Source organism: Bradyrhizobium zhanjiangense, assembly GCF_004114935.1.
Classification (GTDB): domain Bacteria; phylum Pseudomonadota; class Alphaproteobacteria; order Rhizobiales; family Xanthobacteraceae; genus Bradyrhizobium; species Bradyrhizobium zhanjiangense.
The window spans coordinates 4,968,630-4,981,176 of record NZ_CP022221.1 but is presented as its reverse complement, the minus strand read 5'-3'; the positions used below and the strand labels follow the sequence as shown (position 1 = coordinate 4,981,176).

General features: G+C 62.9%; 14 protein-coding genes. 9 read left to right on the top strand and 5 right to left on the bottom strand.

What is annotated here, in order from left to right; translation table 11 throughout:
• Window positions 1-9: 9 nt before the first annotated feature.
• Together XH85_RS23845 and XH85_RS23840 are read right to left on the bottom strand one after the other, a co-directional pair.
• Window positions 10-912, bottom strand: a complete 903-nt coding sequence (locus XH85_RS23845; protein ID WP_128933741.1) for an SDR family oxidoreductase — start codon at window positions 910-912, stop codon at window positions 10-12.
• Between the two features lie 15 nt (window positions 913-927).
• Window positions 928-2,118 carry an ABC transporter substrate-binding protein gene (locus XH85_RS23840; protein WP_245473386.1) on the bottom strand — a complete coding sequence of 397 codons (1,191 nt, stop codon included), beginning with the start codon at window positions 2,116-2,118 and terminating at the stop codon, window positions 928-930.
• Window positions 2,119-2,362: 244 nt separating this feature from the next.
• Here XH85_RS23840 and XH85_RS23835 point away from each other — a divergent pair, with 244 nt between their 5' ends.
• Window positions 2,363-3,217: a MaoC/PaaZ C-terminal domain-containing protein gene (locus XH85_RS23835; RefSeq protein WP_128933739.1), complete on the top strand. Its 855-nt coding sequence runs from the start codon at window positions 2,363-2,365 to the stop codon at window positions 3,215-3,217.
• Window position 3,218: 1 nt separating this feature from the next.
• On the opposite strand, the gene XH85_RS23830 is transcribed toward XH85_RS23835, so the two are convergent.
• The 3 genes from XH85_RS23830 to XH85_RS23820 all read right to left on the bottom strand — a co-directional run bounded on the left by XH85_RS23830 (window position 3,219) and on the right by XH85_RS23820 (window position 5,809).
• On the bottom strand, window positions 3,219-4,193 hold the full coding sequence (locus tag XH85_RS23830) for a Bug family tripartite tricarboxylate transporter substrate binding protein (RefSeq protein WP_128933738.1): 975 nt from the start codon (window positions 4,191-4,193) through the stop codon (window positions 3,219-3,221).
• Between the two features lie 85 nt (window positions 4,194-4,278).
• On the bottom strand, window positions 4,279-4,821 hold the full coding sequence (locus XH85_RS23825; protein WP_128933737.1) for a hypothetical protein: 543 nt from the start codon (window positions 4,819-4,821) through the stop codon (window positions 4,279-4,281).
• A 10-nt stretch (window positions 4,822-4,831) separates the two neighbouring features.
• On the bottom strand, window positions 4,832-5,809 hold the full coding sequence (locus tag XH85_RS23820) for an amidohydrolase family protein (protein ID WP_164940071.1): 978 nt from the start codon (window positions 5,807-5,809) through the stop codon (window positions 4,832-4,834).
• Between the two features lie 142 nt (window positions 5,810-5,951).
• On the opposite strand from XH85_RS23820, the gene XH85_RS23815 reads away from it, so the two are divergent.
• From XH85_RS23815 to XH85_RS23780, 8 genes are read left to right on the top strand one after another with little or no spacing between them, the layout of a single operon-like run.
• Entirely contained in the window at window positions 5,952-7,205 is a 1,254-nt protein-coding gene (locus XH85_RS23815) for an NAD(P)/FAD-dependent oxidoreductase (protein ID WP_128933735.1), read from the top strand.
• Window positions 7,206-7,227: 22 nt separating this feature from the next.
• Window positions 7,228-8,499, top strand: coding sequence for an aromatic ring-hydroxylating oxygenase subunit alpha (locus tag XH85_RS23810; RefSeq protein WP_206734809.1), 1,272 nt, complete (start codon window positions 7,228-7,230; stop codon window positions 8,497-8,499).
• A gap of 14 nt (window positions 8,500-8,513) precedes the next feature.
• Complete coding sequence (locus XH85_RS23805; RefSeq protein WP_128933734.1) at window positions 8,514-8,999, top strand: aromatic-ring-hydroxylating dioxygenase subunit beta; 486 nt, start codon at window positions 8,514-8,516, stop codon at window positions 8,997-8,999.
• A 12-nt stretch (window positions 9,000-9,011) separates the two neighbouring features.
• Window positions 9,012-9,773 carry an SDR family oxidoreductase gene (locus tag XH85_RS23800; RefSeq protein WP_128933733.1) on the top strand — a complete coding sequence of 254 codons (762 nt, stop codon included), beginning with the start codon at window positions 9,012-9,014 and terminating at the stop codon, window positions 9,771-9,773.
• 7 nt (window positions 9,774-9,780) lie between these two features.
• Window positions 9,781-10,095, top strand: coding sequence for a non-heme iron oxygenase ferredoxin subunit (locus tag XH85_RS23795; RefSeq protein WP_128933732.1), 315 nt, complete (start codon window positions 9,781-9,783; stop codon window positions 10,093-10,095).
• Window positions 10,096-10,779: a TetR/AcrR family transcriptional regulator gene (locus tag XH85_RS23790; RefSeq protein WP_128933731.1), complete on the top strand. Its 684-nt coding sequence runs from the start codon at window positions 10,096-10,098 to the stop codon at window positions 10,777-10,779. It begins immediately after the preceding gene.
• Between the two features lie 8 nt (window positions 10,780-10,787).
• A complete protein-coding gene (locus XH85_RS23785) occupies window positions 10,788-11,681 on the top strand; it encodes a VOC family protein (protein WP_164940825.1) in 894 nt (297 codons plus the stop codon).
• Window positions 11,678-12,538, top strand: coding sequence for a VOC family protein (locus XH85_RS23780; RefSeq protein ID WP_128933729.1), 861 nt, complete (start codon window positions 11,678-11,680; stop codon window positions 12,536-12,538). Before XH85_RS23785 ends, XH85_RS23780 begins: the two co-directional genes overlap by 4 nt.
• Window positions 12,539-12,547 lie beyond the last annotated feature (9 nt).

Genomic DNA, 12,547 nt, shown 5'->3' with positions numbered 1-12,547 from the left:
TTGGGAAGCTCACGAGACGATGTCTCGCCCCCAGATATCGGCGTTGGGCCGCGCTTCCTGCATCAGTTTCGCCACCTGAGGGCCGAGTTCGTTGGGATCCTCGACCGGGTCAATACCCGGGCCCGCGTGCCAGCCCTCTGCGACCTTGAGAATCCCATCGCCTGCCTCGAATACGCGACCGGTCACGTCCCTGGACTCTTCGCTCGCGAGCCAGACCACGATCGGCGCGACCCAACGCGGATTCCGGCGCTTGATCTCCTCCTCGGTGCGCTCACGCAATCCTTCGGTCATGCGGGTCTGCGCGCGTGGCGCGATCGCATTCGCCGTGATGCCGTATTGGCGGAGCTCCATCGCGCTGATGATGGTAAAGGCGGCGATACCGGCCTTGGCAGCCCCATAGTTGCTCTGGCCGACATTGCCGAACAATCCGGAGGCCGACGAGGTGTTGATCAGGCGGGCGCTGACCGGCGCTCCACGCTTCTTGGTTTCCTGACGCCAGTACTGCGCGGCATGGTGAGACGGGGCGAAGGTGCCTTTGAGATGCACCTTGATCACGGCGTCCCATTCCGCCTCGCTCATGTTGACCATCATGCGATCCCGCAAGATACCGGCGTTGTTGATGAGGACGTCGAGCCGGCCGAAAGCGTCGATGGCGGCGTCGATCAGAGCCTTGGCGCCGGCCCAATCGCTGACATCGCTGCCGTTCACAATGGCTTCGCCGCCGGCGCGCCTGATCTCGTCGACAACCTCCTGAGCAGGCGACATATCGGCGCCCTCACCCGCTGCCGTGCTGCCGAGATCGTTGACCACGACCTTGGCGCCCTGCTCCGCCAGCATTAACGCGTATTCTCGCCCGAGCCCCCTGCCGCCACCCGTCACGATCGCGACCCGCCCGGCACATAGTCGTCCCATTTGTCGTCTCCCTGCCTAGTTCTTCGTTTCGCCGCTCATGACGTCGCCGAACAGATGCCAATTCGCTCCCTCGAAGCGCATCAACTGCCATTGCTTCACCGGGGCGAAATCGCCCGGTGACGTGTTCAATCGGATGCCGGGAAGCAGCATACCCAATTCGACCTCTTTCAGCTGGGCCGCCTGCCGCATCACGTTCTCGCGCGTGAGATCGTCGCCACACTGCTTCAGCAGATGGACGAGCGCCTGCGCCGTGTTGTAGCCGTTCACGATCAGCGTATCGCTGCGATCAGCGCCGGGAAAATAGCCGTCCAGAAATCGGTTGAGCTCCTTGAGGCCGGAATCGTCCGCCCACGCGGGGTCGTTCGGATCCTTGAAATACGCAGCCGAGATCAGGCCTTGCGCATGCTCGAATCCTGCGGGCTTGATCACGCTTCCGATCGATGCCGAGACATAGCTGAGAAGATGCAGCGGCTTCCAGCCGAGCTCCGACACCTTCTTGATCGCTTGCGCCGCAAATTTCGGTGTTGCGATGTCGAACAACACGTCCGCGCCGGTCGCCTTCAGCTTGACGAGGTGCGAGTCGATGGTCGGCTCCGACACGTCGAAGGCTTCCTCCGCGACGATCATTGACGCGGCCTTGTCGCCGAGCGCCTTCCTGATCCCCCGGAGGTAGTCCTTTCCGAAGTCGTCGTTCTGAAAGAGGATCGCGATCTTCGCCGTCGGTCGTTCCCGCAGCACATATCTTGCGTAGATGTAGCCCTCGGTCTCGTAGCTTGGGGTAAATCCCATCGTCCAGGGGAAGTTCTGAGGATCATTCCACTTGGCCGCTCCGCTCGACACGAACAATTGCGGCACCTTCCTGACGTTCAGATATTTTTGCACGGCCGAGTTGGCCGCGGTGCCGAGCGCGTTGAAGACCAGCAGAACCTCGTCGCTCTCAACCAGCCGCCTCGTCTGCTCGACCGTCTTCGGCGGCGAGTACGCGTCGTCGTATGACAGGAAGACAATGCGCCGGCCGTTGATGCCACCTTCCGCGTTGACCTTGCGGAAGTAGGCCTCCTCGGTCTTGGCGACCATGCTGAAGGCGGATGCCGGGCCGCTATAGGGCGACGTGTTGCCGATCTTGATCTCGGTATCGGTGACACCCGGTCCATATCGCTTCTCTCCAGCCGCGGCCTGACTTGCGTGCAGACCAACCAGGATCACCGCCGCGGCCCGGACGGCGTCGCGACCTCCGGGGCCGCCAAAAAGTCGCCTGCAAAGGCTCGCGACACGGGCCGCCCGACTTGAATGGCCAGCATCCCACTTCACGGCGCCTCTCCCTTTCCGCTCCCATTGCGTCGCCACACGCGAATTAGTACGCTTGTGTACTATGTGACCGAGCATGATTGCAACTGCCATTCGAACCGCAGCCCGATGAATCGGGACTCGCCAGCATGGGAGGACATCCTTGAACCTCGAAGCCGTACGAAATTTCCGTTTTGAGCCAGTCACGCAGAGCTATACCCGTCGCGACACCATGCTGTACGCGCTCGGCCTTGGCTTTGGTTCCGATCCACTTGACCCGGCGCAGCTCGATTTCGTCTATGAGGCAAATCTCAAGGCCGTGCCGTCGATCTGCTGTGTCCTCGCTCATCCCGGGTTCTGGGCGAAACGGCCGGAGCTCGGCATCGATTGGTTGAAGCTCCTGCACGGTGAGCAGCACTTCGAAATTCACGCTCCGATACCGGCCGAAGGCACGGTGAGAGCCAGCTATGAGATCGTCAGCGTGGCGGATAAGGGCGCAGGAAAGGGCGCGATCCTTCACCTCGTCAAGACACTCGACGATGCCGTCAGCGGAACGAAGTTGGCGACCGTTCGCAGCGTGCTGTTCCTGCGCGGCGACGGTGGCTGCGGCAGCTTTGGCAATGTCCCGGCCGAGCCTACTGCCCTTCCGGAACAGGCCCCCTCGCAGACCGAGGACATTGCGACGTTGCCGCAAAGCGCACTGATCTACCGGTTGAGCGGCGACTACAATCCGATACACGCCGATCCCGACGCCGCCGCAAGGGCCGGCTTCGACCGCCCGATCCTCCATGGCCTGTGCACGCTAGGAATTGCAACGCGCGCGGTCCTCGTCTCCCTCGCGGGTGGCCGGACCGAACGTCTTCTCTCGCTATCGGCCCGTTTCAGCCGTCCCGTCTTTCCGGGAGAGACTATCCGAACGGAATTCCTCTCCGTCGGTGGCCAAATCCGCTTTCGCTCACGCGTCCTCGAGCGCGACGTCGTCGTGCTCGACCGGGGAACGGCGGTGCTCCGCGATTGACCTATTTCTTCTCGATCTTCGCGATCGCGACGATCTCGGCCCAGCGCCGCGTATCGGCTTCCTCGAACGCTTTCAGCTGGTCGGCTCCGGCCGGAAACGGTTTTGCGCCCACGGATTCGAGATAGTCCACCGTCTCCTTGTTGTTGACGAAGGCCAGCACGACCCGGCTCAGCTTCGCCACGACGTCGGACGCGGTGCCTGCCCGCACGAACACACCGACCCAGGCGGTCAGCTCCGCACCAGACAGACCGGCCTGCGCGAGCGTTGGGACGTCGGGCATCCCCGGCAGCCGATCGCTGCTCGTCACGGCAAGGACACGCAACCGACCGTCCTGGATCAGGCCCTGCGCACTCGCCGGATCGGCGAAGACGCAATCGATCTCGCCCGACAGCACATCCGTCAGAGCCTGTGGCATCCCGCGATAGGGAACGTGCTGCATGTTGATTCCGGCCCTGGCCCGGAACAACTCCGCAGCACCCCGGCTCGACGTATTGCCGCTTCCGAATGAGAGTGGCTTCTCGCGCGTCTTCGCCAAGGCGATGAACTCCGCGACGCTCTGTGCCGGAAATTCCGGCTTGACGGCCAGAATCATCGGAATGGTCATGATCCCCGCCGCAGGCGCAAAGTCCGCCGCGGGATCATAGGGCATCGCGTTGAACAGGTTGATATTGGCCGCTTGCGTCGAGTTTGTGGTGACGAACACGGTGTAACCGTCCGCCTCAGCCTTCAGAACCGCAAGCGCCGCCAGATTGCCGTCGGCACCCGGCTTGTTCTCGATCAGCACGGTCGCACCGGTCTCGATGCGAATGCTTTCGGCGAGGCGCCGCGTCACGGCATCGGTGGCACTGCCTGCCGGGAACGGCACGATGAGATTGATGCGTCGCGACGGGTATGATTCCGCCGCGGCCTGCCGCCATCCGGACGCCGCGATCGACACGGTGATCAGGCACAGAACGATCGCATCCCGAACTCGCATAGATTCTCCTTGGGCCTGAGGCGCTTGACGTTCCCACGCTGCGGCACAGCAGTGGCCGCAGTCCCCGATTTGTTCCGATCGTCCTCTACTTTACGATCTGGAGGAACGTTCGTCCATCGGCCGGACATCCGCTTGCGTCCAAAGCATGTCTCGCTAGCTGCACGGCGCCGACGCTCGTCCTACTCAGTTCGACACGATCGAGTCTCGGAAAGAGCGCGTCGTCGAGGCTGATATCGACCGCAAAGTGCATGGGATCCGCGTGGCCGCAGATCACGTCGGGAAAGTGCCAGTTCGCGGTCCCCAGAACGGTCTCGCCAGCGAGCACCGCAATCTTCAGCGGATGGCTCGTCCCCACCCCGCGTGCGCTCTGATAGCCGTCGGCGATGCAGTAGAGTTCGAGCCGCACTCTGTTCTCGCCCACGCGCTGGACCGACAGCTCGATCTCGCAGAAGCCGAAGGCGGGGTCATCCTTCGAGCCCTCGGCGTAAAAGTAGAACGCGCCGATCTTGCCGTGCGCGCACGGACCGAGCTTGTAGTCCTTCGGCACCTGCGGATCCGGCCGCGCCGGCGTGCGCGGCGGCAACGGGCCGAGCGAGCAGAATTGGCGATAGGAGTAGCACTGTCCCAATCTCTCCTCCCTACCGGAGCGCAAACAGCCGCTTCGCGTTGGCGGATAGCCCCGCACGCGCAACAGACAGGGCTTGCTCGGCGAATTGCGCAGGCTTGTCCTGCTTGATCGTGAACGGATAATCCGATCCCACAACGATCTGGTTCGTGCCGACCTTGTCAGCCAGGTATTGCAACGCCGCACCGTCGTAGAGAATCGTGTCGTAGTAGAAGGATCGGGCGATCTCTGTCGGATTCCTCGCAAACAGGCTCTCCAGCGGTGGTCCCATCGCAAAAGCGTGGTCCAATCTCGGCAACAGCCAGGACAGCGCACCGCCGCCATGGCTCAGCTGGATGCGCAGAGTGGGAAAGCGCTCGAGCACGCCGCCCGCCATCAACGAAACCGCGGCGAAAGCCGTCTCCAACGGAAATGCGGCCACAGCCGCAAGCTCGGGGCGGCCGCCCATTCGATCAAGCCCGAGAGGATGCAGCGGATGGATCATCACCATCAACCCGGCCTGCTCAGCTGCGGCATAGACGTCATCGAGGCGCACGTCGCCGAGCGGCATGCCGTCGATATGCGTGCCGATCTCGATGCCGCGCAGACCAAGCAATCTGATGTCTTCCATGTGCCGCACGGCGAGCGCGACATCCTGCATGGGAACCATTCCAATGCCGACGAAATGCCGCGGATGGTCCGCGCATAGCGCGGCAATCCCCTCGTTGACATGGCGGCACAATGCGTCCGCGTCGGCAGGTGGAAACCAGTGCGACAGCAATTCCGGCATGGGCGAGACGACCTGAATCTGGACGTCGTCGATCGCCATATCTTCGAGCCGGCGGCGCGCGTCCCAGCTTCGGGAATCGATCACCCGAAACACCTTGCCGCCAACCATGACGGCGGCCGATGCGTCCCGCTGCTCGACCGAAGGCCAGAGCGGATTGCGGGCGGAATCCGCCGGAATGTGCCGCGGGACGAAATGGGTATGGGTGTCGATCGCTTCGACCAAGACGTTTCCCCAACGGATTTTTGCGCTGCGCCCGCTACCAGACAGCCTGGAACGCGCGGGTCGTCAACTTACAAGCAGGTTGGACTGTTTTTATTGTCTTTGCAATCCCATATTCGTATGCTAGTGAACAATCTACCGAACAATGCGATCGGCGATCGCATCAGGGAGCGAAGCGAGCGTGGCGCGAACGATCAACGACATCGTGATCGCAGGGGCCGGCCAAGCCGGAGCGCGGGCGGCTGAAGCGCTGCGGGCGCGCGGCTTCAAGGGCTCGATCACCATGATCGGCGAGGAGCCCCACCCACCCTACGAACGGCCGCAGCTTTCAAAGAGCTTGCTGCAATTCCGTGATGCGCCTGTCGCCTACATCAAGCAGGCCGCAGACTGGACCAAGACGCTTGATATCAACATCGAGACTGGCGCCGCGGCGATTGATTGCGACGCCGATCGCCGCATCGTGTCGACCGCGGACGGCCGCAGCTTCCATTTCGACGGCCTGCTGCTTGCGACCGGAACGCGGCCGCGGCGGCTTCCTGCACTGGAAGATGCACACATCGAGGTCCAGTATCTGCGCAGCGTCGAGGACGCGCTCCGATTTCGTCGTCACATCCAGGCCGGATCGCGCATTGCGGTCGTCGGGGGCGGTGTCATCGGCCTGGAAGCTGCGTGCGCTGCTGCCAGGAACGGCTGCCGTGTGACGGTGATCGAAAGTGAGGAGCATCTCCTCGCACGCGCGTTCCCGCCTCTGATCGGCGGCCTCGTTGCCGACAGGCACCGCAGTCACGGTGTCGAGTTTGTCTTCGGCGCGACGGTGACCGGAAGCACGTCAGGTTCCGTCGGGCTGAGCAATGGCGCGCGGATCCCAGCCGATCTGGTGTTGGTCGGCATCGGCGTCACCCCTTCGGCCGAACTCGCCATCCGGCTCGGTCTGCCCGCCGCCGAAGGCATTGCTGTCGATGCCTGCGGTCGCACCGCTGTTCCCGACATCTTCTGTGCGGGTGATGCGGCCCTGCAATGGAGCCGTTGCCACGGCCGCGCGATCCGCGTCGAGACCTGGGCGAACGCCCAGAACCAGGCGATCTCGGTCGCCGCCAATATGATTGGCGACGCCGTGGAATACAACGATCCTCCCTGGTTCTGGACCGACCAATACGACCTGAACATCCAGGTCGCCGGCGACATGCGCAATGCCGAGCACATCGCGCGCGGCGATCCAAGCAGCGGACGGTTTTCGATCATGGCCATGCGTGGCGCCGAACTTGTCGGCGCGCTCTCGGTGAATGCAACCAAGGACATGGCAATGCTGCGGCGGATCATTGCGGCCAACGCAAAGCCGCAGCGCGCTGATCTGGAGTCGCCGGGTTACGACCTCCGAGCCGTGTTGAAACCACACTGACAAGTTCGAGGGAGGGACTGCAATGAATGCGTTCCAGCGAATGAATACCGCACTGATGGTCGACGAGACCAAGCAAATCTTCAAGGTCTCCCGCCAGGCTTTCGTCGATCCGGATATTCTCGAGGCCGAGCGCACGCGCATCTTCGACAAATGCTGGCTTTATCTTGGCCACGCGTCGGAGCTTCCCAAGCCCGGCGACTTCGTCACCCGTCAAGTCGCCGGCCGCAATATTCTGTTCGCGCGCGACGCCAAGGGTATTCTGCGCGCCATGTTCAACACATGCCCGCATCGCGGCGCGCAGGTTTGCCGCGAAAAGCATGGCAATGCAAAGTCCTTCCAGTGCTTCTATCATGGCTGGGTGTTTGGGCTGGACGGCGCGCTGCGCAGCCAGCCAGGCGAGGCTTCCTATGCGCCCGATTTCAAGGAGCGCAGCACGTCCAACATGCAGCAGGTGCCGCGGTTCGAAACCTATCGCGACTTCTGCTTCGTGTGCTTCGATCGGAATGCCGAGACGCTCGACTCCTATCTCGGCCCGGTGAAGGAATATCTCGACATCATCGGCGACCAGGCCGCGGCCAGTATGACCATCGTCGGCGGCACGCAGGAATACTCGATGCGCGCCAACTGGAAGCTGCTTACCGAGAACTCGATCGACGGCTATCATGCGCTCACCACGCACGCGACCTATTTCGACTACCTCAAGGCCACCAATGGCGGCCTCGTGCCGGTGCCGCTGGAGGGTGCCGCGCGCGATCTCGGCAAGGGACATGCGGTGTTGGAGTACAAGGCGCCGTGGGGACGCCCGGTCGCACAATGGATTCCCATGTGGGGTGATGAGGGCAAGCGCGAGATCGACCGGCTCTACCAGGGACTGGTGACGCGCTTCGGCGAGGAGCGCGCCAAGCGGATCGCGCTCTTCAATCGCAATCTGTTCGTGTTCCCGAACCTCGTCGTCAACGACATCATGGCCGTGACGATCCGCACCTATTATCCGTACGCTCCCGATTTCATGACTGTCAGCGCATGGGCGCTCGCGCCAAAGGAAGAGACCGACTGGGCGCGCAAATACCGCCTGTTCAATTTCCTAGAATTCCTGGGCCCTGGCGGCTTCGCGACACCCGACGATGTCGAGGCGCTGGAGCAGTGCCAGCGCGGCTTCCGCAACTCCACTGAAGCGCAGTGGAACGACATTTCCAAGGGGATGGGCAAGGAAACGCCTGCTTACGACGACGAGCTGCAGATGCGCGCGTTCTGGTCGAACTGGAACAAGCACGTCTTCGCGGCATCGGCGTGAGGCAGGAGAGGCACATGCAGAACATCACCCGAGCCGACGTCGAGGATTTCCTGTTCGCCGAGGCCGAACTGCTCGACGAATGGCGGCTGCCGGAATGGCTCGAGCTGTTCACGGACGACGCGATCTACTACGTACCGTCGACCGACGTTCCCGCGGACTCCTCGCCCGACAAGAACCTGTTTTACGTTGCCGATGACCGCTTTCGCCTCAGCGAACGCGTCAAGCGCCTGATGAAGCGCACCGCGCACGCCGAATTTCCCCATTCGCGGACGCGGCACCTGGTCAGCAATGTACGGATCCGGAGCTGCAGTGACAGCGAGATGGAGGTCGCCGCCGCCTTCATCACCTATCGCACCAAGGATGGCGTCACCGATACCTATTTCGGCAGCAACCGCTATCGGCTGGTCGCCGAGAACGGGCGTCTGCGCATCAGGGAGAAGCGCTGCCTGCTCGACAGCGAGGGACTGCGCACGCAAGGGCGCGTCAGCATCATCCTCTAGGGACAATCGATCGTGGACAAAAAGCTCAGGAACAATGTTGCCGTGGTGACCGGCGCCGCCAAGGGCATCGGCCTTGCAATCGCGGAGCGGCTCGCAAGGGACGGCGCGAGGTTGATCCTCGCCGACCTCGATGCGACCGGGCTGAAGGACGCCTCGGCCCGTCTCGCCAGCCAGTTCGACGTGGAGGTCGCAAGCGAGGCCGGCGATCTCTCGGAGCAAGGCGTCGCCGAGAAGACCATCCGGCGTGCTTCCGAACGGTTCGGCCGCCTCGACATCCTGGTCAACAATGCCGGCGGCGGCATCATCAAGCCGTTTGCGGAGCATACACCGGAGACGCTGAAAACGACGATTGATCGCAACCTCTGGACCGTGCTGTGGTGCTCCTGGTATGCGGTCCCGACGATGCGCCGGCAGGCGTACGGCCGGATCATCAATCTCGGCGCCGATTCCGTTCGCAATGGCCTTTGGGATCACGCCGCGTACAATGCGGCCAAGGGCGGCGTCCACGGCCTAACTACCGGCATGGCACGCGAGTTCGTCAAGGACGGCATCACCGTGAACACGGTGGCCCCCTGCGCGGTGAATACGCCGCAGATGGTCGCTATCACCAGGACCAACCCGGCGCTTGCCGCAAAATTCGTCAGCGTTATCCCGATGGGGCGTCCGGCCGAAATGGAGGAAGTCGCCTCAATGGTCTCCTATCTCGCATCCGCCGAAGCGTCGTTCGTGACCGGCCAGGTCATCAGCGTCAATGGCGGCAGCACCATGCTTTAGGCTCACCATGGCCGAAACAGTCTTTCTCTGCACAGCCGATGAGGTTGTCGAAGGTGAGATCAAGCAGGCTCCCCTGCCCGATGGCACCAATGTCGCGCTGTATCGCGTGGCGGGCACAATCTACGCTACGGCCGACATGTGCACCCATGGCGAGGCGTCCTTGTCGGAGGAAGGCATCATCAACGGCAAGATCGTGGAATGCACCTTCCACTTCGGGACATTCGACGTCACCACCGGCGAGCCGACCGGCATGCCCTGCGAGATTCCGCTGAAGACATATCCCGTCACGGTCGTGGACGGGAAGGTCCAGATCGAGGTCTGAATGCCGCCCCGCCCCAATCGCGCACCCGCTTCGCTCAAGACTGCACGGCGATCGCTGGCGCCGCCGCGCCGCCGGACTCAGGCCGAGCGGACGGCCGAAACGCGGCTGCGGATCCTGAAGGCGGCCGCCAATCTGGTCCGGCGTCGCGGCTATGCGCGATTCCGGACCGCCGAGGTTGCTGCCGAAGCCGGCGTCTCCCGTGGCGCCCAGCTCCATCACTTCCCGACCAAGGATTCCCTCGTCGTCGCCACGCTCGAATATGTGTTCGAGCAGGCGCAGATCCTCAGCCGCCGCCGTGCCGCCGCGGTGAACCGGCCGCGAGATCTCATCGAGGCTGTCGTCGCGGACGCGAGGGAATTCTTCTTCAGTGAGCATTTCATGGTGGCGATCGACATCGTGCTTTCGACGTCCACCGACCAGGCGGTGCGCAGGCAAATTCTGGACATCTCACGCAAGGCGCGCCGTCCGGTCGAAGCGGCCTGGGCCGAAGCGCTGGTGGCGGGCGGCGTTCCGGCAGCCGTTGCGGCCGATATTGTCGCACTCACCCTCGGCGTCGTCCGCGGCATGGCGGTGCGAACGCTCTGGGACAACGATCCAAAATGGTTCGATCACCTCTTCGGACTGTGGCGCCAGATGATCAAGGTCTTCATCGAAGCTGAACAGAAACGGGGACGGTTACGATGAGAGCCACCTTGAACGGGACGAAGCCGCTGATCACGTCGGTCTGCTACGTCCGCCATACGATCAACGAGCCGCAGGCCTGCGCGCGCTTCGTCGCCGATATCTTCGGCCTACAACAGGTCGCGAGCCGGGACGGCGAGCTCGCCTTCCGCTCGGACGATCGCTTTCGCACCGTGAGCCTCAGCAGCGATCGAGGCGACGGCACCAGCATTGGTATCGAGGTCTGGGACGACGCCGCGCTTCAGGAGATCGGCGAGCGGCTGCGCGCACATGGCTTTGCCGTGAGACCGGCAAGTCCGGAGGAATGCCAGCGGCGATATGTGCAATCAGCCCTGCTTGCCGACGACGCCTCCGGAAATCGCATCGATCTCGTAACCCGCCCCACGCGGAGCGGCCGGCGCTATTTTCCGCCGCGCGATGCCGGCATCGTGCAATTCCAGGGCATCGGCCTGCGCAGCATCGACCACGCCCGCGATCTTGCCTTCTGGTGCCTGCTTGGCACTGAGGTGACCGATTGGGTCGGCGACATCGCCTATTTGCGTCTCGACCACCTGCATCACCGCATCGCGCTCTACCCGTCGCAGCGGCCCGGCCTGCTCTACGCTGCCTTCGAGGTCGAGGCGCTCGATCAGATCATGCAGAACAGTTACTTCATGCAGGAAAACCAGGTGAAGATCGTACAAGGCCCCGGCCGGCAGCCCGCCTCGCAACAGATCTTCCTTCATGTCGAAGGACCCGACGGACTGATTCTGTCTTACGTCACCGGCACTGCCGAGATCGGCGACAGGCCACGCCCTCCCCGGCAATTTCTACCCATTGCCACCTCGCTCTGCAACTGGGGCAGCGAAAGCAAGGGCGTTCCCGAGCTGAGCGCGCAGAGCTTGCCGAACAGGAGAGAGGCATGATCCAATTGAAGGATGTGAGCTATGTCCGCCTGGGATCACCCGATCTCGAGCAGGCCGAGCAGTTCGCCACGGCTTGCCTCGGCTTGCAGACTGCCGAACGCAGCAAGACCGATCTTTACCTTCGGTCGGACGAACGCACGCATACGTTGTGCTACTCCGAAGGTGATCCAACAAGGCAGACGGTCGGCTTCGAAGTCGAGGACGAAGCAAGCCTGCAGGACGCGGCAGCCACGCTCGAGTCGCTTGGCCACGCTGTCCACGCCGGCACAGCACGGGAATCAGAGCAGCGCAAGGTGAAAGCTTTCATCGGCTTCCATGACCCGACCGGCAACCACATCGAACTGGTGGTACGGCCGGAACGTAGCGGTCGTCGTTACTTCGCAAGCCGCGACGCGGGCATCACCGGTTTCAGTCACGTCGGCCTCAACTCAACCGATCCCGCGCGCGACGAGCGATTCTGGACAGAGGTCTGCAACGCCCGCGTGAGTGACCGCATCGGCGACATCCCGCTGATGCGAGTCAATGCCATCCATCACACCATCGCGCTTGTCCGCGCGCCACAGGCCGGCATCCAGCACATCAATCACCAGGTTGAGAGCAGTGACGATGTCCTGCGCTCCTACTATTTCCTGAACGAACAGCGCGTGCCGATCGTGTTCGGTCCGGGTCGCCATCCGACGTCGGGGGCCCGTTTCCTTTACTTCAAAGGCCCGGACGGGATGATCTTCGAGTATTCGGTGGGCGTTGATGAAATCGAGGATGAGACAACGCACCGCCCGCGCCAGTTTGGGTTCGAGCCAACGAGCTTTTGCATGTGGGGTTCCAAGCCCGCCGGCATGAAGCTACCTAACAAGTAACAAGTTACG